The organism is Mariniflexile sp. TRM1-10 (genome assembly GCF_003425985.1).
Lineage (GTDB): Bacteria > Bacteroidota > Bacteroidia > Flavobacteriales > Flavobacteriaceae > Mariniflexile.
Window position 1 is genome coordinate 4,137,450 of the sequence record NZ_CP022985.1, and the last position, 20,796, is coordinate 4,158,245.

At 37.5% G+C, this 20,796-nt stretch carries 17 protein-coding genes; 4 read left to right on the top strand and 13 right to left on the bottom strand.

Annotated features, from left to right (window positions below):
- Positions 1 to 92 precede the first annotated feature (92 nt).
- Positions 93 to 353: a hypothetical protein gene (locus CJ739_RS17210; RefSeq protein ID WP_117177553.1), complete on the top strand. Its 261-nt coding sequence runs from the start codon at positions 93 to 95 to the stop codon at positions 351 to 353.
- 268 nt (positions 354 to 621) lie between these two features.
- On the opposite strand, the gene CJ739_RS17215 is transcribed toward CJ739_RS17210, so the two are convergent.
- From CJ739_RS17215 to CJ739_RS17240, 6 genes are all read right to left on the bottom strand, one after another.
- Positions 622 to 1,626, bottom strand: a complete 1,005-nt coding sequence (locus CJ739_RS17215; protein WP_117177554.1) for an LLM class flavin-dependent oxidoreductase — start codon at positions 1,624 to 1,626, stop codon at positions 622 to 624.
- A 295-nt stretch (positions 1,627 to 1,921) separates the two neighbouring features.
- Positions 1,922 to 2,809: a pirin family protein gene (locus tag CJ739_RS17220; protein WP_117177556.1), complete on the bottom strand. Its 888-nt coding sequence runs from the start codon at positions 2,807 to 2,809 to the stop codon at positions 1,922 to 1,924.
- 3 nt (positions 2,810 to 2,812) lie between these two features.
- A complete protein-coding gene (locus tag CJ739_RS17225; protein ID WP_117177558.1) occupies positions 2,813 to 3,130 on the bottom strand; it encodes a GNAT family N-acetyltransferase in 318 nt (105 codons plus the stop codon).
- Positions 3,131 to 3,185: 55 nt separating this feature from the next.
- Complete coding sequence (locus CJ739_RS17230; RefSeq protein WP_117177560.1) at positions 3,186 to 4,058, bottom strand: pirin family protein; 873 nt, start codon at positions 4,056 to 4,058, stop codon at positions 3,186 to 3,188.
- A gap of 104 nt (positions 4,059 to 4,162) precedes the next feature.
- Complete coding sequence (locus CJ739_RS17235) at positions 4,163 to 4,636, bottom strand: hypothetical protein (RefSeq protein WP_162880258.1); 474 nt, start codon at positions 4,634 to 4,636, stop codon at positions 4,163 to 4,165.
- Between the two features lie 194 nt (positions 4,637 to 4,830).
- Entirely contained in the window at positions 4,831 to 5,427 is a 597-nt protein-coding gene (locus CJ739_RS17240; protein ID WP_117177564.1) for a Crp/Fnr family transcriptional regulator, read from the bottom strand.
- A gap of 251 nt (positions 5,428 to 5,678) precedes the next feature.
- Between CJ739_RS17240 and CJ739_RS17245 the strand changes: the two genes are divergently transcribed.
- Positions 5,679 to 8,051: a TonB-dependent receptor gene (locus tag CJ739_RS17245; protein ID WP_117177566.1), complete on the top strand. Its 2,373-nt coding sequence runs from the start codon at positions 5,679 to 5,681 to the stop codon at positions 8,049 to 8,051.
- 437 nt (positions 8,052 to 8,488) lie between these two features.
- Complete coding sequence (locus tag CJ739_RS17250; protein WP_117177568.1) at positions 8,489 to 9,886, top strand: right-handed parallel beta-helix repeat-containing protein; 1,398 nt, start codon at positions 8,489 to 8,491, stop codon at positions 9,884 to 9,886.
- A gap of 785 nt (positions 9,887 to 10,671) precedes the next feature.
- On the opposite strand, the gene CJ739_RS17255 is transcribed toward CJ739_RS17250, so the two are convergent.
- On the bottom strand, positions 10,672 to 11,301 hold the full coding sequence (locus CJ739_RS17255; protein WP_117177570.1) for a dioxygenase family protein: 630 nt from the start codon (positions 11,299 to 11,301) through the stop codon (positions 10,672 to 10,674).
- Positions 11,302 to 11,534: 233 nt separating this feature from the next.
- Between CJ739_RS17255 and CJ739_RS17260 the strand changes: the two genes are divergently transcribed.
- A complete protein-coding gene (locus tag CJ739_RS17260) occupies positions 11,535 to 13,508 on the top strand; it encodes a T9SS type A sorting domain-containing protein (RefSeq protein ID WP_162880259.1) in 1,974 nt (657 codons plus the stop codon).
- Positions 13,509 to 14,144: 636 nt separating this feature from the next.
- Here the strand turns inward: CJ739_RS17260 and CJ739_RS17265 are convergent.
- The 6 genes from CJ739_RS17265 to CJ739_RS17290 form a co-directional block, all read right to left on the bottom strand.
- The gene (locus CJ739_RS17265; protein WP_117177572.1) at positions 14,145 to 14,696 is read right to left on the bottom strand and encodes a DUF4251 domain-containing protein; all 552 of its coding nucleotides are present in this window, start codon (positions 14,694 to 14,696) and stop codon (positions 14,145 to 14,147) included.
- 708 nt (positions 14,697 to 15,404) lie between these two features.
- A complete protein-coding gene (locus CJ739_RS17270; RefSeq protein ID WP_117177574.1) occupies positions 15,405 to 16,454 on the bottom strand; it encodes a glycosyltransferase family 9 protein in 1,050 nt (349 codons plus the stop codon).
- A 490-nt stretch (positions 16,455 to 16,944) separates the two neighbouring features.
- Positions 16,945 to 17,790 carry a DMT family transporter gene (locus CJ739_RS17275; protein ID WP_117177576.1) on the bottom strand — a complete coding sequence of 282 codons (846 nt, stop codon included), beginning with the start codon at positions 17,788 to 17,790 and terminating at the stop codon, positions 16,945 to 16,947.
- Positions 17,780 to 18,694 carry a DMT family transporter gene (locus CJ739_RS17280; RefSeq protein ID WP_117177578.1) on the bottom strand — a complete coding sequence of 305 codons (915 nt, stop codon included), beginning with the start codon at positions 18,692 to 18,694 and terminating at the stop codon, positions 17,780 to 17,782. Before CJ739_RS17280 ends, CJ739_RS17275 begins: the two co-directional genes overlap by 11 nt.
- Before the next feature lie 36 nt (positions 18,695 to 18,730).
- Positions 18,731 to 19,183, bottom strand: a complete 453-nt coding sequence (locus tag CJ739_RS17285) for a cold-shock protein (protein WP_117177581.1) — start codon at positions 19,181 to 19,183, stop codon at positions 18,731 to 18,733.
- 26 nt (positions 19,184 to 19,209) lie between these two features.
- Positions 19,210 to 20,328, bottom strand: coding sequence for a DEAD/DEAH box helicase (locus CJ739_RS17290; RefSeq protein WP_117177583.1), 1,119 nt, complete (start codon positions 20,326 to 20,328; stop codon positions 19,210 to 19,212).
- Positions 20,329 to 20,796: the final 468 nt, after the last annotated feature.

Below are 20,796 nucleotides of genomic sequence, written 5' to 3' on the forward strand. Positions count from 1 at the left end.
CTAATAAAAAGCATCAAAATTTTTACGATATGAGTTAATTGCATGAATATCTTATGATTAAGTTTAGATGATAGACTTAAAACTTGAAAATCATGACACATTCAATTAAAAAGAATACAGAAAAAAATACGAAGGATTTAAACAAAAATGTAGATTCTAATAAATTGGTAAAAAAAGGTGCTAATGAACCTGATGAAGCTAAAGAAAACTTAGACATTCCTGGTGCCAGAGCAGCAAGACCATTAACTAATGATAGGCATCAAGGTGATAAAATGAAGCAAGACAAAAGCCCAAAAAAGGAACCTATTGAAAATATAGTACTGGATACAGAATATGTCAAAAAAAAGAAGTGATAACTACTTGTTTTTCTTCCTCCTCCAGAAAATATACAACCCTATTTAAAACAGGGATTATAATATTAAGTTTTTGCTGAAACACCATTCTACACACATTCCACTAAGCGCCTATGACCGTTTCCCATAAAAAATGTTTAATCGCTCCTCTCTAATTTTATGAATAATACCTTATAAAATACATAAATTCAGTTTCATTATGGTAGAGAAACTCTTATCAAGAAATAGCAAATAAAATAGCTCATTTAATTTGCCTAAAGGTTTCATGTTAATGTAATTCTTTCATAATATCGGCAAACAATTTATAGGATTGTATTTTGTCTTCAATATCATAAATATTGGTAACCGCTATAAGCTCGTTGGCTTGTGTTTGTTCTATAAACGCTTTTATCTGTGCCTTAACAGTGGCTTTACTGCCTACAAACGCATACTTTAGCATTTGCTGTACTTGTGGATGCTTTATAAGTTCTTTAAGGTCATCGGTCATGGCTGTTGGTGGCTGTACATAATCGCGCTTGCCTGTAAAAATACCAATAATCATACGGTATAAGGATGTGGATAACTGGTTAGCTTCTGCATCGGTATCTGCAATAACAGTGTTAACCCCAGCCATAACATAGGGTGCTTTTAAATGTTCGGAGGGTTGGAATTCGTTACGGTATATGTTTAGCGCCTCCATTAAATGGGTTGTTGCAAAATGGCTGGCAAAGGCATAGGGCAATCCCTTTTTTGCTGCCAAATGGGCGCTATCTGTACTAGAACCCAAAATATAAATGGGCACCTCTACGCCTTCGGCTACGGTGGCACGCACTTTTGAGGTTGCATTTTCTAAAGTGAAGTAGGTTTCCAACTTTTCAAGTTCATCCGGAAAATTATGTGCCGCATGCATAAAATCGGAACGTATGGCTTCGGCTGTTTCCCTATCTGTTCCTGGTGCCCTACCCAAGCCCAGATCAATGCGGTTTGGGTATAAAGAGGCTAAGGTGCCAAACTGTTCTGCAATAATTAATGGCGAATGGTTGGGCAGCATAATACCACCAGAGCCTATGCGAAGCGTGTTTGTACCTTGAGCAACATAACCAATTAATACTGCCGTGGCACTACTGCCAATATTTGGGGCATTGTGGTGTTCTGCCAACCAATAGCGTGTATAACCAAAGGTTTCGGCCTGTTGTGCCAGTTTAAGAACATTATTAAAGGTTTGTTTAAGTGAATGGCCCTGGGAAACCAAAGCGAGGTCTAAAATGGAATAAGCGGTATGTTGGGTTTTCATGGATATTTAAAGATACTATTTAACGGTACTGTGTTTGTTATGACGATGGAAATGCTAAAACCTAACGTTTGTCTTTATTTTTCTGTCTTCTCCAAATATATAAAATAACCTGAGTTCGATTTATTCTTGTCTGATAATCAATTATTGGTATTAACACTGTCTGGTCGAGCGCAGTCGAGACCTCATTTAAAGGTATCAAAGTCTAAAAACCTCTCGACTGTGCTCGAGGAGACATTCACTTGTTTTATTAACATTTTGTAATTAAAAACAATAAATTTAAATCGAACTCACGTTCCTACCCTCCAAAACGCCTTGGTGGTGGTAAAGGGATGCGCTCTGTTTCATTAGGTACCTCCGGAAATTTATTGTTTTGCCAATTGGTTTTGGCTTGTTCTATCAGGGCTTTATTTGATGCTACAAAGTTCCACTCAATAAAACGCTCTTCCTTAAAAGGTTCACCACCAAAAATATAAATGGTGGAGTTGGCTGCTATTTCAAAAGAACACAACGTGCTGTCTTTGGCTACCAACAGTTGTTTTGGTGTGTAGGTATGGCCATCGCTCATGATGCTGCCTTCTAAAATATATAAGGCACTTTCGCCAAACAAATGGTCGCCAATAGATAGGGTTTGGTTTTCAGATGCTTTTATTTCTATAAAGTATAAAGGACTATACACGGGTACTGGTGATTGTTTTCCAAAAGCCCTACCTGCAATAAGTTTAAATTGAACACCATCCGTTTCCCAACTCGGGATATCATGGGCTTCAACATGTGTAAAAGCGGGTTCGCATTGCTCCTCCTCTATGGGTAAAGCCACCCAAATTTGCAACCCATGCATCATTTTTTTTGATTGACGTAAGTGTTCTGGGGTTCTTTCGGTATGTACAACACCTTTGCCGGCAGTCATCCAATTAACAGCACCTGGAGTGATTTCTACCGCTGTCCCCAAACTATCACGATGCATAAGGGCACCTTCAAATAAAAATGTTAGCGTTGATAAACCAATATGTGGATGCATGGCAATATCCATGTTTTCTTGGTCGCTCATACAAGCCGGCCCCATATGGTCTATAAAAATAAAAGGCCCCACCATACGTTTTTGACGAAATGGCAACAAACGTCCAACCATAAAGTTACCGATGTTGGCGGCACGTTCTTCTATAATTAATTTGGTGTTAGACATGGTTTATAGTTTATCGTATCCGTTAAAACGCGTATCTACAAGGCGTTTCCATTCGGGGTGTTTTTTAATATAGGCAAATACATAAGGGCAAAACGGCAAGAGTGTTTTGCCCGATTGCTCTATATAGTTTAAGGTTTTTTCAACAACAGCACTGGCAGCCCCCAAACCATTTAATGCGGGGTCTACTTCAGTGTGTACCAAGGCTATTTGGCTACCCATTTCGCCATAATTAATAAACGCAAAATGGCCATCTATTTCTATTTCAAAACGCTTTGTCTCCTCATTTTTATGAAGCGGACTGTTTTTAAAGGTATCATTCATGCTTTAAATATAAAAAAAGCAGCTCAAAAAAATGAACTGCTTTTAGGTTAACTTATTAATCTTCTAAATATCCAAATTTACCCGTATTGAAATCTTGAAACGCTTCAATGATTTCATCATGCGTATTCATTACAAACGGGCCATGTGCTGCAATGGGTTCATTAATGGGCGCGCCGCTCAACACCAATATTACGGTATCGCTTAAGGCTTCAAGGGCAAAACTGGTGCCATCGTTGCTAAACATGACGAAGTGGTCTTGTGGTGCTTCGGTATGTCCGTTCACGTTAGCATCCCCTTCAACCATCAACAAAGCCGTTGTATAGTTTTTGGGAAACGATAGTTGGGTTTTTGCGCCTTTTTTCAACCTCACATTATACATGTGAATGGGTGAAAATGTAGCGGCTGGCCCTTTGTGTTCATCATAGCTTCCTGCAATGACTTCTACCTCGCCTGCATTATTGGGTAGTGCTACTTTATTCATTTGTGCATTCGAAATGGCTTGGTATTTTGGTGGACTCATTTTATCTTTTGCTGGAAGATTTACCCACAATTGTACCATTTGAAATTCGCCTCCTGTTTTGCTCCATTCGGTTTCATGAAATTCTTTGTGCAATATGCCGGAAGCGGCAGTCATCCATTGTACATCACCTTCACCAATAATACCGCCACCACCAGAACTATCGCCATGTTCCACACGCCCTTTGTAGGCAATGGTAACCGTTTCGAACCCACGGTGTGGATGTACGCCAACACCTTTAGGTATATTGGTAGGCGGGAAATTGTATTTTGAATTATAGTCTAACATGATAAACGGATCCATACGTTTCATGGTAGAGGTTCCCGGAATAAAGTTATGTACCCTAAAACCATCGCCTACAAAGTGTGGCGTTCCTGGTTTTGTTACTTTTTCTATGCTTCTTGTGCTCATTTTTTTTATCTTTTTATATTGAACTAATTTTTATATAAATTGTCACATTGAGCTTGTCGAAATGTATCTTCTAGTGTCTTCGACAGGCTCAGACTGACAACGGGTTAATTTAAACTATATGCTAACTTTATTTCAAACGAATTATCTAAATAACGACGCTTAAAATTTGGTTTGTTTTTAGCCCAATAGGCAGCGTTAACTATATGGGCTATTCTTTCTTCGTCTGGATATTCAACATACACCACATTGGTAGATAAAATGGCTACCATTTGCTGCAGCTTATTTTTGTCTATTTGGCTCATGTTTGTTGAAATAGCAACCACTTTAAAGGATTGATTCTGTAATTTTTCGATGGCAGTTTCGACATTATTTACTGTGGAAACTTTCCAATTTAAAATTTTTGGAGTTGTTGTGTTTTCAGTAACAACTAATACTTCTGAATGTTTCATACTATAGGTCCTTTCTTTTAATCTAAATAATTCCCCGACGGCTCTGCCTCGGGGTATCCAATTCACCTCTCCTTTGGAGGAGAGGTCAGAACTGCCTTTTCGGGCAGTTCTGGGTGAGGTAAAATACAAAATTTCGGTTTTTGACACTGAGGTCAAAATGAAACAGGCGAAACCTGTACTAAGCCTAGTCGAAGTATACTTCTATGGCTCTGCCTTGTGGATAGTCTATTTCAAGAAATTTTTTATTACTGTAAAATTACAGGAACTAAAAGCGCTATGCATTGACCTATGGTAAGAAGTGGATTAATGGCTAGACATGGGAACTAATATGGTTTGAAGTTCTCATCTGCCAAAGCTTTGCGTACACGACTTAAGCTTTCAGGAGTGATGCCCAAGTAGGAAGCAATCATCCACTGTGGCACGCGCAGCATAATATCTGGATACATTTTAACAAACTCTAAATAACGGGTTCTTGCCGAAGCACCCAACAATTGGCTAATGCGTTTGTATAAATGGCGAATGTGGTTTTGTAGGAGGCGCTCGTTATGCTTTCTGTAATTGGGGTTTACTAGGGAAACTTGGTCTACAAAATGTTCATCAATCATTATCACTATAGAGTCTTCAAAGGCATCAATATAATAAGTTGAAGGTTCTTGAAAATAAACACTTCCTCGGTCACTCACTAGCCAATTTTCGGTAGCAAACTGTAAAATGTTTTCTTTGCCATCTTCGTTTAAGTTATAAAAGCGCAACAAACCTTGTTCAACAAAAAAGAAATGCGAACAGATAGCACCTTGCTTTAATAAAAATTCGTTTTTAGAAACCGTTTTTGTTTTTATGAAAGGGGCAATGCGAGCAACATCTTGTTCAGACAAACCTCCTTTTTCAATAAGATGCTTTTTAAAATTGGGAAACGACATGTATGTATTGAAGTGTTAATTCACAGTATAATTTAAATTTTTACTTTTATTGACAGTGAACCCTTCTTGACTTATTCCCTGCCCTATAAAATGGCAAAAATTCGCCCATATTTCGTTACTTATTTTAGGCTTAACGATGCTATGCTTTTCAAAAAGTGCTGTATCTGTACAAATTTTATCTCATTTTCGGTTAAACTCAAAAATTCAAGATGAGTTCAGTATATTAGCCTACAAATTACCATAATAAATTTATGAAATTTCATTTTCCCTATATTTTTATTTTCTTTTTAAGTCTACTCATTACTCATGGTTATGCTCAAAATGCCTCTACAAAAATCACTGGGAAAGTTATTGAAGCCACAAGCAATCAACCTATAGAATATGCAACCATTGCTGTTATGCAAAATGCTACAAAAACACCTATTACGGGGTCGATATCTGATAGTAAAGGGCTTTTTTCGGTAGAAACCAATGCTACCGATTTTTATATTGAGGTTAATTTTATGGGGTATGCTACCCAAATAATCAAAGCGTTTAAGATAAATAAAAATAAGATTGATTTAGGTGTTATTTCATTAGCCGAAGACCTAAATACTTTAGGGGAAGTTTTGGTACGTGCGGAAAAATCGCAAACTGAATTTAAACTGGATAAGCGTGTGTTTATTGTGGGGTCTGATATCAGTTCAACGGGTGCGAGTTCTTTAGAGGTGCTTAACAGTGTGCCTTCCGTGAATGTGTCTATTGAAGGCGTTATTAGTTTGCGAGGGAGTCAAGGGGTGCAAGTATTAATTAATGGGAAACCATCCGTTTTAGCTGCTGCCGATGGGAATGCATTGGGAACTATTACAGCAGATATGATTGAAAGAATTGAAGTTATTACAAATCCGTCGGCTAAATATAATGCATCAGGTACAGCGGGTATTATAAATATTGTGATAAAAAGTTCAGAGAAAAGAGGGCTTAACGGTTCTATGTCCTTAAATGCAGGTGTGCCCAACAGCAATAGTTTTGGTTTAAGTTTAAACAAACGTACGGATAGGTTTAATTTATTTACCCAACTCGGGTTTGGCAAAAGAACCTTTAAAACCAAGAGTAAGTCTTTAAACAAAGATTTCGTTAACGATTCTACGATAATAAGCAATGGGAAAAGTACATTTGATGAAAAATTTGGCAGTTTGCTTTTAGGTACAGATTTCCATATAAACGACCGAAATGTATTGACTCTTTCCGGAACCTATGCTTTTGAAATTGAAGACCAATTGGCTAAATCCTTTTTTGATAAAGTTTATAATGAAACAACCTTAACCGATAGTTGGTTACGACAAGATAATACCGAAGCTACCAATCCGAAAATTAGATACGAATTGCAATATAAAAAGGATTTTAAGCGGCATGAAGACCAGGATTTATTGTTTAGTGCTTTAGGGAATAGTTTTGCCAAAGACCAAAAATCGGTTTATACTAACACCACATCTTTTGGAGATGAGCCCAATTCATTACAAGAAACAAGAACGGATTATAAATTGGAAGATTTTACGTTTAAACTAGATTATACGCATCCGTTTTTAGAAAAATACACGTTGGAAACCGGTTCACAATACGACATCAATAGCGTGTCCAACGATTTTGAAGTGCGTGACTTTACAGATAATCAATGGATAAGCAATCCTGATTTAACCAATGTTTTTAATTTTAATCAAAAAGTATTTGCCCTATATACTACGCTGGCTTATGAAGATGATATTTGGGGTTTAAAACTAGGGCTACGACTTGAAAATACCGACTTAACGACAGAATTACAAACTACCAAGGTGCTTAATGAGAAATCTTATGGTAATTTTTTCCCCAGTGTGCATACATCGTATAACATAAATGAAAACTTTTCGTTACAGTTGGGCTATTCCAAACGCATTAACAGACCCGGATTAAGGCAGTTAAACCCTTTTAATAATATTAGAAATAATTATAGCATATCTAGAGGAAACCCCGATTTGCAACCAGAATACACAGATTCTTATGAATTAACAAGTATCCATAAATTAGAAAAAGCATCGTTAAATTTCAGCCTTTATAACAGATATACCACCGATGTTATTGAAAACATTATAAGCTTTGAAAATAGCGTAAGCACTTCGCAACCCGAAAACATTGGTACCAGCAACACCATGGGTTTTGAGTTTAATAGTAAATACAATTTTTATAAATGGTTTACATTAACAAGCGATTTTAACATCAATTATTTTAATAGAAAAGGTGCATTTGAAACACAAACTTTCGGCTTTAAAGGCAACCGATGGACCACAAGCATGACGTCAAAATTTAAATTGCCTAAAGAGTTCGATTTAGAAATATCTGGTAATTACAACTCTAAGTTTGTTAGTTTACAAGGCGAAATATCAGATAACTTTTTTGCTGATATGGGTGTAAGAAAGAAGATATTAAAAGGAAAATTCATTCTTAATTTAAGCATTCGCGATGTATTTGCAACCCGTGTTGATGAACGTATTGTTTCACAACCCAGCTATTACACCTCGAACAGTTACAAACGAGGCAGGTTTGTTGTTTTTGGTATTAGCTATGCATTTGGCAAAGGCGAAGCCATGGAGTTTTCTGGGCAAAGATAAATCAAAAATCGTTAATCGTTAATCTTCGTTTATTTGTTTATTTGTTTATTTGTTGAAAAACCTAGAACCTGAAAATTAAAGTTATGAGTTATGAGTTATGAGTTAAAAGTACAAAAAAAACAGAACCCAACCCGTATCACCTTTCGCCACCAAATCGTTAATCTTCGTTGATTTGTTTATGGGTTGAAAAACCTTGAACTTGAAAATTATAGTTATGAGTTATGAGTTCAAAAAAAACAGAACTCAACCCCGTATCTCCTTTCACAACCAAATCGTAAATCAACAACCAGCTCCCCCCCAATCCAACAATCTAAAAAGTCTAAAAATCCAACAATCTAAGAAGTCTAAGAAGTCTGCCCTAAACCAAATCCCCCAATATCTCGTATAATAACTATAAAGCTTTTTTTAAAAATAAAAAAAACGTGTTTAATACATCTATGAAAACATACCCTTATTACCTCCTCCTTTTGGTGCTTTTTACGTTTAGCGCTTGCAACAATGAAGATTTAAATGAAGATATAGATGCCCCCATCATCGATACCGATACTGGCACCAACACCGAAGATTTAGACTTAGAAGGATTACCGGAAATGCTTTTTGATGTGCAATTGCCTAGTGTTGCCAATACAAAAGCCTACACCATTGATGTCAACGAGTGGGATATCCCTAATAATAGCACCAACGCCATTAAAACCACGACTAACTTACAAGCAGCCATAGATTGGGCGCATAGCGAAGGTTATACCCGTGTTACATTGCCTGAGGGGCATTATTTGGTGGGTGAAGATGTAAACGATGCGTACCAAGGCGGTATTGAGATTCATGGTAATACCGAGTTTGTATTTAGTGCAGGGGCTGTTCTGGAAATTGCAACCAATGATAAATGGAACTATTGCGTCCTAAAATTGACTGGTGATAATATAATTGTTAGAAACGGTGTTATTAAGGGCGACCGCGATACGCATAGTTACACACCCCATAGTGATAGCGGCACAGCGCATGATGAAGGCCATGGTATTTGCGTGTGGGATAATAATAAGGTGCTCATTGATAACATGCAGATATATGACGTAACTGGCGATGGCTCTTTAGTGCTGGATTCTAAGGATGTGACGTTTACAAACAATACCATTTACAACAACAGACGCCAAGGGATCTCTATAGTGGGCGGTGTACGTATTAAAATTGCTGATAATGAAATCCATCATATCAACGGCACGAGTCCGCAATTTGGAATTGACATTGAAGGTCCGGGGCGTGTGGATGAGGATATTTTGATTCATAGCAATTATTTTCATCATAACAGGGGTGGTGATATTGTAAATGCTACGGGCGAGAATGTCTATATTTTAGATAACACCATGGAACAAGGCGCTGAAAACACCTATATAGATGGGCCGATAGTCAGTTGGCATAAAACCCACAACATCATAGCAAAAAACACCGTCACCATGACTTCAGGTTCGGTAAATGGAAGATTAGGCTATATACAGTATTCCCGCGGAGGCGATAAAGGACATAATAAAATAACCTATGTGCATGAAAATGTATTTAATAATTGTGGGATGTACATGTACAAGAGTTCGGATGCCGATGTACGCCGCAACAAGTTTCTAGGGTACTTTGTAGCCTTTAGCGATTTTAGGAATGTGACGTTGGTGGATAACTTGCTGACGTATTCAGACGCACATCCTGAACTAAGATTTTGCTGGTCGTATCGTTTTAAAAATGCTACGGGTTATGCTAGTGGAAACTATATAGGAGACACTTTGGAAGAGTTACCGCTGTCTGAAAGTACGCCTTACACCATGCAATGCGTGCTAGATGGTTGGTAAGATGTTTATGGGTTTATTTGTTTATGGGTTTATTAGTTGACAAACCTTGAACCTAGAACTCAATACCTAACATCTATTATGTTCCCCTGTCAGACTGAGCGCAGTCGAAGTCCTGTAATGTATTTGGTTTATGAGTTTATGAGTTGAAAAACTTTGAACCTGAAAATAAAAGTTATGAGTTAAGAGTACAAAAAAACAGAACCCAGCTCGTCAGTTCGAGTGATTTTCGAAGTATGAGAACATTGTATCGAGAACCCAAACTAAAAATCATCAATCGTTAATCAAAAATCGTTAATCGTTAATCTTCGTTGATTTATTGAAAAACCTAGAAGCCAAAAATAAAAGTTATGAGTTAAGAGTACAAAAAAAAACAGAACCCAACCCGTATCACCTTTCACGCTTCACAACCCAACACCCAACACCTAATATGTTCCTCGGTCAGACTGAGTTGTCGAAGTCCTATAATATATTTAGTTTATTGGTTTATGAGTTTATGAGTTGAAAACCTTGAACCTGAAAATAAAAGTTATGAGTTAAACCTATTACGAACCCAACCAAACACCTAGCACCCAAAACCTTGAACCCAACTGTCAGTTCGAGTGATTTTCGAAGTATGAGAACATTGTATCGAGAACCCAAACTAAAAATCATCAATCGTTAATCGTTAATCAAAAATCCTTAATCCTGAATTCTTAATCAACAACCACCCCCCCCAATCCAACAATCTAAAAAGTCTAAAAATCTAAGAAGTCTAAAAATCTAAGAAGTCTGCCCCCAACCGTAATTTATTGTTCGTAAACAGGCAAGTCTTTGGTCAGTTTAATATCCTTGGTCGCAACATACATATCGCCTTCCTTTTCTAATCTCAGCATGCTTTGTACCGCTTTGGCACGACATGCCAACGTCAGGTCCGGTATCAACGGATCGTCGTTAAAAAAGAAGGATGCCAAATCCTGTTCTGCTTTCCCCGGTTCTTTAATCACACGGTGGATTTGTTTTAATTCTTTAGCTCGTATATATTTACCCGGCATAAAGGTATAAAAGGTGTAACGTCCATCGGCATCGGTTTTTATCCAAGCGCGGTGGTGTACATAGCGGTTGCGGTTGCTATCTTTTTTAATTTCATAATTCCCATCCTCATCGGGTTGGTAAATAAAAAGCACCACATCCTTTGCAGGTGTTTTGCCATCAGCATGAAAAATAGTCCCCGAAATTTTTAGTTTATTAGGCTTGGTATCGAAATCCGGAACAGTCGCCGTATTTGTTAATTCCGTTTCAGAAAAATTATAAATAGGATTTTGTTTCTTATGGTTTTGGGGAACATCATCTAAAATACTCGCAAATTCCTGTGCCGTAAGTATTTGAAACGAACTTACAAGAGCAATAAAACAAAAATAGGTTATTAGATTTTTCATGGGTGTGGTATTATTTAATCGGTTCAAAACTATATAATTATACAAGTGCTACCTAAAAAATCATGTGAACTATAAAAATTCTCGTTAAAATGACAAAATACCGATGAAATACACGTTGTTTATTATTTCAAAAGAAAACTATTTCACCGATACTTTTCACATGGTTTTATTTATTTACATTTAGCCCGAACATAATGGATTCATTTAAACGAGTTCCATATTAAACCCATAAAATGAAAAAACTTTTACCCTTTATTTTTGTATCTCTTTTTTGGCTCAGTGCCCAAGCAGACCCCATAGTAGCCAAAGCTGTTTTAGTAAAACACGGCTCTGGTAGTGCCTCACAAACTGTAAATTTGGGAACCCCCATCCAAAGTTTTTATTACACTTGGGAACATGCAGGCAACGTCACGGTAACGGGAATGCCCATGGGTATTTCTGTAGTTATTAATGAGAGCCAAAGTGAAGTTACTTTTAGTGGCACCCCCATGGAAGCTGGTACCTTTCCATATACCATTTCAACCACCGATGGCCAATTGAATACGCGTACAAGCGGTACCATCACCGTCAATAAGCTGTCTTTTGCAGCGCCTTCCCTAGCCTTTCCTACGGCTGAAGGCCATGGCAAATACGTGACAGGCGGTCGAGGCGGTCAAATTATATACGTCACCAACCTTAACGATTCCGGAGCCGGTAGTTTAAGAGCAGCTGTGGCGGCTAGTGGCCCCAGAACCGTTCTATTTAAAGTATCCGGTATTATAGCACTTAATTCCAATTTGAGTATCAATAACGACAACATCACCATCGCTGGACAAACAGCACCCGGTGATGGGATTTGCATAAAAAACTATACGGTGGTCGTCAATGCCAATAATGTCATTATTAGGTATATGCGCTTCCGAATGGGCGATGAAGCTATCAATGAAAATGATGCTATAAACGGTAGAAACAAGAGTAACATTATTATAGACCACTGCTCGATGAGCTGGAGTACCGATGAGTGTGCGTCTTTTTATGACAATACCAATTTCACCATGCAATGGTGCGTGTTATCAGAAAGCTTAAGAGTATCCGTTCATGAAAAAGGCACGCATGGTTATGGGGGTATTTGGGGCGGTAAAGGCGCTAGTTTCCATCACAACCTATTGGCGCATCACGATAGCCGCAACCCACGTTTTTGTGGGAGTCGTTATTCCAACCAACCCGATTTAGAACTTATAGATTTCCGTAATAATGTGCTTTATAATTGGGGTTCCAATAGTGGCTATGCCGGTGAAGGTGGTAGATACGATATGGTCAATAATTATTACAAACCAGGACCTGCAACAAAATCGGGTGTGAGTGCCCGTATATTTTCACCCAATGCCGATAATGGCAGCAATGCACAGCCTGCAGGCGTTTGGGGAACATTTTATGTGAGCGGTAATTACATGAATGGCAGTACAACCGTTACTAATGATAACTGGGTGGGTATGCATCCAAACCCTTCTTCCAAAAGTAAAAGCGAATTAAAGTCCGATACGGAGTTTAATGCAGGTTCTATAAGTACCAGTCTCGCTACGGTGGCATACGATAAAGTATTGAATTATGCAGGTGCGAGTTTGGTTAGGGATGCCGTTGATACGAGAATTGTCAGCGAAACCCTAAATGGCACCTATACATATACAGGTTCAAATGGCAGCACCAACGGACTTATAGATACCCAAAGTGATGTGGGTGGGTGGCCAACCTACAACAGCAGTACGGCGCCTACGGATACCGATAATGATGGCATGCCCGATACTTGGGAAGCTTCCAATGGTTTAAACAGCAATAGCGCTTCAGATGGCACCACCTATACCCTAGATCCTAATTACACCAATGTGGAAGTGTATATCAATAGCTTGGTAGCCTCCATTAGCAACAGCCAAACGGATAGCACCTTGGGAGTTGATGATTTTGAAACCCAAGGCGGTTTGGAGTTGACCTATTCTCCCAATCCTGTAACTACAGAGTTGTTTGTTCATTTAGGAAATCACTTTAGTGGAGAAGCCAAAGTGTCTATTTATAACATTTTAGGAAGTCAGTTAGCAACTTTTGATGCCAAAGCATCCCAAGTTATTGATGGCAACCTACGAATCCCTATGGAACATTACAAAGCAGGGTTGTATCTTTTGAAAGTTGAAATAGCGAACCAATCGAGTCTATTTAAATTTATAAAGAAATAATGTTGTCAAATAAGGAGATGTGGTTATTTGTTGAATTGACTAATGACTAATGGCTAGTGACTAATGGCTAGTGACTATATTGATTAAAAGCCTATAGTAAACCTTTTTGTCAAGCTGAGCCTGTCGAAGCTATTGAATTAATTATTGACCATGAACTATTGTTGAATTGTTTAATCGTTAATCATTCATCATTAATCATTTGCTATTGGTAAGGTCTTCGACAAGCTCAGACTGACATTCGGGATTGTTATTGGCTATTTATTATTGGCTAATGACTAGTGACTATTGACCAATGACTATATTAATTAAAAGCCTATAGTAAACCTTTTTGTCAAGCTGAGCCTGTCGAAGCTATTGAATTGGTTGTTAACCATGAACTATTGGCTAATGACCAATGACTATATTAATTAAAAGCCTATAGTAAACCTTTTTGTCAAGCTGAGCCTGTCGAAGCTATTGAATTAGTTATTGACCATGAACTATTGGCTAATGACTAATGACTATTGTTAATTCGTTTAATTGTTGAATCGTTAACACTCCATCAACCATCAACCATCAACCATCAACTTTTTTATATTGTTTATTTGACCACTAGCTACCTAATTTAATCATTCATTATTAATCAATCATCATTCATCATTTTAAAGGCTTGATTGGTTTTACCTCACCAGAATATCTTATGGTATGTCGAGACGTACCGTTAACGGTCATATAGCTATTCAAATTAGGACTTAGCTGGATGTAAACATTAAAGCTTTCGGAGTTGCTTTTTGCTTCAAAGCTTATGGTATAACTATGGTCTTCGTTTTGTACCGCCTTATAGTTTTCAACCAAACCTTTAAATTCAATAGCACTATCGCCACCACCATAGGCTACTTGCATTTGACGCTCGCCATAATAAGGCAGGTAGGATGTGATACTGTCTCCCGACACACGTAAAAAGTTGGTATTCCCGATTAAATTAATACCACCTCCGGCACTACCGGGCTGTAGCAATCCGGAGCTCAACACCTGTTGCATAGCGTTTGTGACCTGAGGGTAGGCCCAATCGGACACGATACGGAATTGTTTGTTTGTTACCATTGTATGCAATGCGTCTATCTCTGCCTGACTTGCAACGGATTTGGACGACTTACAAGATGTGGTCGCTATGATGAGTAGCCCTATGAGTAAATAAATGGGTTTCATTGCTTATTGTTTAATCGTTGAATTGTTGAATTGTTTAATCGTTTAGTGACCATGAACTATTGACTAGTGGCTATTTATATCATTTATTCGTTTAATCGTCAATCACTAATCATTAATCATTAATCATTAATCGATTATGTCAGGCTGAGCGCAGTCGAAGCCCTATTACCAACATTGTTGATTATTTGTTTAATCGTAAATCGTTAATCGTAAATCACCATCATGCTCTAAGGTACTAAATACTTATAAATCTGGCTAATAACAAAACGTTAAAAAGTTTTGATTATCCTGATATTGTTTATTTGGCTACTGACTAATGACTATTGAATAATGGCCACTACTAGGTCTTCGACAAGCTCAGACTGACATTGGAGGGTATTATTGGCTATTGGCTATTTACTATTGGCTATTTACTAATGACTAATGACTAATGACCACTACTAGGTCTTCGACAAGCTCAGACTGACATTGGAGGGTATTATTGGCTATTGGCTATTTACTAATGACTAATGACTATTGGCTACTACTAGGTCTTCGACAAGCTCAGACTGACATTGGAGGGTATTATTGGCTATTGGCTATTTACTAGTGGCTAGTTTATATTGTTTAATCGTTGAAGCGTTTAATTGATTGTTGATTACCAACTATTGACTTCTGGCTATTGGTTACTTATATTGTTTTATTTTATTAATCATTAATCATTAATCACTAATCACTAATCAAAGTATCAATCGCTTTTATCCAATCTTCCAAAGTAGTCTTATTGGTATTTAAAGCAAAACTGCCATTGCCATAAGGTTCATAAATATCCGGGTTTGTCACCGAAAAGAAGCCCACTGTTGGTGTAAGCGATGCACTAGCTAAATGCATGACGCCATTATCCGCGGCAATAAACACCGCAGTGTTTTTTATAATGGCCGCCATTTCGCGTATATCCTTACTGTAAAAATGAGGCGCTTTAAAGTTGATTTTTGAGATGTTCTCTATAGGCAACATTTCTATAATATTATAATTTGGATAGGCCGTTTGTAAACGGGCATAAAAGGCCTCCCACCATGTTTCGGAATAACATTTATTACCCGTAGCATTGGTATAAATACATATGGTTTTTTGGTCGTTTTTAATAATACCGTCTAAAATCTTCTTGCCTTGGGATATTTCAGCATCACGCAGTTTAATATCCAACACAGGCACGGGACGGTCGTTCTTGGGAACCCCCAGTTTTGTTAAATAGTGACGTAAATTATAAATGGGGGATTTTGAAATGTGCTTGTGATCAGGATACTGCTTTTGAATGATTTCATTAACATCGCCAAACACTTTAAATGGCGCATTGGCTATTTGTGTCAATAAACGTCCTGAAGATGAGTTTTTATCGCCATTAATGACTAAATCGTACTTTTTGCTTTTAATGGACACCCACACACCCACATACTTTAATAAATTACTGAAAGGTTTTCTGGGTAATTGAATGATCTTGTTAATCTGCTGGTAGTTTTCAAACACAGGATATGCAACGCCGCCTTTTACGAATAAGTCAATTTTGCAATCCGGAAAGGTGTTTATAACCTCCTGTACCAATGGCGTTAGCAATAATTGGTTGCCCAACCTGTGATTAGGGCGGATAATCAATATTTTTTTAATGTCTATTACTTGTCCTGGTTTGATGTTTGGCTCTGCATAAGAACTGCCAACACTTTTGGTTATCTGGTGCATGAATCGTCTTCTTACACGATTGATGCTTTTTTTAAACCCCATAGTTCACTTTGAATTTAACTGATTTTTTACGGCCCGCAAATTACAAATTTTAATGCTTAATTTTTTAGTACATGATAAAAATGAAGCGTGTCACATTGAGAGGTCATTTTTATTCTAAAAAAAGCAACCAACTAATGACTAATGGCTACTACTAGGTCTTCGACAAGCTCAGACTGACATTGGGTTTGTTATTGTTTATTCGTTGATTTGTTTATTCGTTTGTTGAACTTTGAACAGCTTCTAATTCATAATTCTTAATTCGAATCGTTTTTTCTACTGCCTACTGTCTACTGCATACTGCATACTGTCTACTGGATTTACCAGGTCTTCGACTGCGCTCAGACTGACATTAGTTATGTTATTGATTATTTTCTATTTACTATTGATTTGTCTATTTGTTTGACCATCAACCAACAACCAAAAACCATCAACTAACAACCATCAACCAACAACCATCAACTAATCATTAATCATTAATCACTAATCGCTTTCACTGCTTTAATCGGCCTTTATACCACACATTTAAAACCAAGCCACTTATAATTAAAACCATACCAAACAAGCTCCAAAAAGTATAGATTTCATTAAATAAAGCGACACCTAGCAATAATGAAAAAATAACTTCTACGTATTTTAAAGGTGCAATAATAGTCGTTGATGCCGTTTGGAAGGCTTTCGTCATATAGATCTGTCCAAAATAACCAAAGACCCCAAGGCTAAGCAGCAAAGGCCATTCCACGCCGGTTGGTGTGACCCAATTCCCTATGGAAAGCACGGCACCCAAAACCATGGCGGTAAACATAAAATAATTAACCACCACCACGGGATGTTCGCTCTGCCCTATTTGGTTAATCATGATATAAACCAAACCACTCAGTATGGCTGCAATTAAAACCAGTAATAAACCAAACGTGTCGATCTGACTATCGAGCCCTTTTAAAACCAAAACCCCAATAAAGGATACAATAAAAAACACCCATTGAACGGGTTTGACTTGTTCCTTAAGAATAAAAATGGCAAAAATGGCAGCGAAAATAGGCGCTGTATAGCGTAATGACACAGCGGTACCAACCGATAAATACTTCACGGACATGAAGAAGAATATCATAGAAGTGGCACCTACTAACGATCTTAATATTAAAAGTTTATTCTTATTGCCAATAAAAGGGATTTTGTTTTTTATAAGGTATCCGAAAGTAAAAAAAAGCGAGCCTAACGATCTGAAAAACACGATTTGGTAGGTGTTCACGTTATCGAGGTACTTCACGATAACATTCATACACGCAAACGCCATGGTACTTAAAATCATGAATTTTATAGCCTGCTTAGCGTCCATATAACCGCGGTCTGATGATACGTTTTGAGTTTATAAAATACACACCTGTTAGTAAAATAATAGCAGCCACTATAGATTGCCCCGTAATATGCTCGTCCAACACATACCAACCTAAAATTAGAGCGATGACGGGATTTACATATGCCGATGTAGAGACTTTTTCGGTAGAGACTTCTTTAAGCAAGTAATTAAAAGCGGTAAACGCGATGACACTTCCAAAGATGATAAGAAGCGCCATAGACACTTGTGCAGAAGGGCTCCAATGTACAGGAGACAACCACACTTCGCCAAGTGACAAACTAATTAAGGAAAGCAGTATGCCAGAACTTAGCATTTGGTAAGCCGTGTTTACAAAGTAATTGGGCGCTAATTCAGCTCTGGCTACAAACAAGCTGCCCCAACTCCAACTAATCACACAAGTAAATATCATGATGATCCCTATTAAACTATGCTCTTGAAAGACGATTTGGTCTTGGCTCACCAACAAGTACATGCCTATAATACCCAGTGTAATACCTATTATGGACTTTCTTTGGATTTTCTTCCCATCGACCATACGCATCATCACTAAAACCATCAATGGCTGAATGGAGGCTTCCAAGGCTCCAAAACCGCTATCCACATATTTAAGAGCCCATACGAATACCCCATTGCCATACACAAGGAATAAAAACCCCGCAAAGACATTGTTTAAAAATTGCCGCTTGCTAATGGCCAATTGAAGCTTCATGGCTTTGGCAATGCTGAATATGAGAATGGATGCTGTAGTAAAACGAATGGACGCCAAATATAATGGTGCTACTTCCGTAACCACAATTTTATTAAGCAAATAGGTAGAACCCCAAATAACATAAATGGCAAAAAAAGCCAATACAATGAGTATAGTTTTACGAGGTACACTCATAAATTCTTAAGATATACTATATGATGATGAAATCAGTTAAATCTTTTTTACCCGAACCGCATTCATGCCTTTTTGTCCGCGTTCCAGTTCGTAAGATACCCGATCGTTTTCCTTAATAGGTTCCAATAGACCACTTACGTGCACGAAATATTTCTCTTGATTGATACTGTCAAGAATAAATCCGAAGCCTTTTGAGGTATCAAAAAATGACACTTTACCTTCTTTTCCTGTTGGTTCCTCTTCGCCTCTATCCTCTTTCTTTGGAATCCCCAGTTCAATACTTTCAGCATCTACCTTAACCTTTAAATTAGGGTCTGGTGGTGTATCGGTTAAATTACCATTATAATCTACATAAGCAAACTGAATACCTTGTGGGTTATCTTTTGCCTCTGCTTTACGAGCCTCTTTTTTCTTTTGCTTATCTTCTCGTTTTTTTAAGCGCTTCTTTTCTTTTTCAATCTTATTAAAAGTTACTTGTGATTTTGCCATTGTTTATGTTAACGGGTTTAAATTAATTATATGATTATTTCTTTTATTTGAATATTCAAAGCTTTTTGAATATCGTGTATTTTTTGTAATTCTCCAGGGATTATCAATGCTATGGAATACCCCTTTTTTCCTGCTCGTGCCGTTCTGCCACTGCGGTGTGTGTAATATTCTAATTGTTCTGGAAGTTGGTGGTGAATAACAAATGATAAATTATCGACATCAATACCTCTTGCAGATACATCGGTAGAAATTAGAATCTGTAACGAACCATTTTTAAAGGCACGCATGGCCTTGTCGCGTTCCTTTTGTTGCATATCGCCTTCCAATGCACCCACTGAAAAGCCTTCGTCTTGCAGTTTTTCGGTTAAATCTTTAGTGCCCGCTTTTGTTCTGCAAAAAATAATACCACGTTCGCCCTTTCTTCTACCTAACAATGTTACTAAGATATTGAATTTTTCTTTAATATTTGTTGAAATATACTGATGGGTGATGTTGGCGTTTACCAAATCCTCTTTGTTTACTTCTACCCTAACCGCTTTTGGCGACATATAGGTTTTAATAATCCGCTGAATTTCCTCAGGCATCGTTGCAGAAAATAACCATGTTTGGCGTTGGCCTGTGTTGTATTTGAGTATTTTATTTAAATCTTCTTTAAAACCCATACTCAGCATGTCGTCAGCTTCATCCAACACCAGGGTTTTAACATGTTTGATGTTAACGCAGTCGCGTTCTATTAAATCCAATAAACGTCCCGGGGTTGCAATAACGATATGGGTCGTTCTTCTTAAAGCTGAAATTTGTTTATCTATCTTTTCGCCACCGTAAACGCCCTCCGCAAATATGTTGTCTTCGGAATATTTAGTAAACTTAAAAAGCTGCTTCTTTATTTGCTGAACCAATTCGCGTGTCGGCGCTAATATCAACGCTTGCACATGGTTAACAGATGTGTCTATGTGATGCAGGATCGGTAAACCATACGCAGCCGTTTTACCTGTGCCAGTTTGTGCTAATCCTATAAAATCGGTTGGAGCTTCTAATAATACAGGGATGGCTTGTTCCTGTATATCGGTCGGAGTTTTAATATCTAATTCTTTAAGAGCTTTTATAAAGTCCTTTTGAACCCCTAAATCTGAAAATGTTGGCATACTTTTTTTTACGATTTTGCAAAGATACGCCTTATTTTAAGGATGGGGTAATTATATTGTGGTTATTATTGTTATGAAGTTGAGGAGTTGAGGAGTTTAGGAGCTGAGTAGTGCAGTAGTTGCGTTTAAAAAGATACTGTATATGTAAAATAATAAAAGAATCGAAAGCACTTTTAGCTATTTACACTTCCTTTTTGAGGAGTGAAGTAGTTTAAGAGGTGGGTAATTGAGCTATTATTATTTTCACTCCCATTTCAAACAAACTCTAAACTCATCACTCAAAAAACATCTAATCTTCCAGGGGATATTCATGAATGCTTTCAAAAATATCTTGTATAAAGTGCCTAGAGTGTCTAAAGTATTTAAAGTGCCTAAAGTTATGAGTTTAGAGTTATGAGTTGTTCGAGATGAACTCCTCCACTCCTAAACTCCTACACTACTAAACTCCTCCACTCCTAAACTACTTAA

Coding starts and splice junctions, on each gene's coding strand:
- CJ739_RS17210 (WP_117177553.1), top strand. CDS start 93: ATGACACATTCAATTAAAAAGAATACAGAAAAAAATACGAAGGATTTA.
- CJ739_RS17215 (WP_117177554.1), bottom strand. CDS start 1,626: ATGAAAACCCAACATACCGCTTATTCCATTTTAGACCTCGCTTTGGTT.
- CJ739_RS17220 (WP_117177556.1), bottom strand. CDS start 2,809: ATGTCTAACACCAAATTAATTATAGAAGAACGTGCCGCCAACATCGGT.
- CJ739_RS17225 (WP_117177558.1), bottom strand. CDS start 3,130: ATGAATGATACCTTTAAAAACAGTCCGCTTCATAAAAATGAGGAGACA.
- CJ739_RS17230 (WP_117177560.1), bottom strand. CDS start 4,058: ATGAGCACAAGAAGCATAGAAAAAGTAACAAAACCAGGAACGCCACAC.
- CJ739_RS17240 (WP_117177564.1), bottom strand. CDS start 5,427: ATGTCGTTTCCCAATTTTAAAAAGCATCTTATTGAAAAAGGAGGTTTG.
- CJ739_RS17245 (WP_117177566.1), top strand. CDS start 5,679: ATGAAATTTCATTTTCCCTATATTTTTATTTTCTTTTTAAGTCTACTC.
- CJ739_RS17250 (WP_117177568.1), top strand. CDS start 8,489: ATGAAAACATACCCTTATTACCTCCTCCTTTTGGTGCTTTTTACGTTT.
- CJ739_RS17255 (WP_117177570.1), bottom strand. CDS start 11,301: ATGAAAAATCTAATAACCTATTTTTGTTTTATTGCTCTTGTAAGTTCG.
- CJ739_RS17260 (WP_162880259.1), top strand. CDS start 11,535: ATGAAAAAACTTTTACCCTTTATTTTTGTATCTCTTTTTTGGCTCAGT.
- CJ739_RS17265 (WP_117177572.1), bottom strand. CDS start 14,696: ATGAAACCCATTTATTTACTCATAGGGCTACTCATCATAGCGACCACA.
- CJ739_RS17270 (WP_117177574.1), bottom strand. CDS start 16,454: ATGGGGTTTAAAAAAAGCATCAATCGTGTAAGAAGACGATTCATGCAC.
- CJ739_RS17275 (WP_117177576.1), bottom strand. CDS start 17,790: ATGGACGCTAAGCAGGCTATAAAATTCATGATTTTAAGTACCATGGCG.
- CJ739_RS17280 (WP_117177578.1), bottom strand. CDS start 18,694: ATGAGTGTACCTCGTAAAACTATACTCATTGTATTGGCTTTTTTTGCC.
- CJ739_RS17285 (WP_117177581.1), bottom strand. CDS start 19,183: ATGGCAAAATCACAAGTAACTTTTAATAAGATTGAAAAAGAAAAGAAG.
- CJ739_RS17290 (WP_117177583.1), bottom strand. CDS start 20,328: ATGCCAACATTTTCAGATTTAGGGGTTCAAAAGGACTTTATAAAAGCT.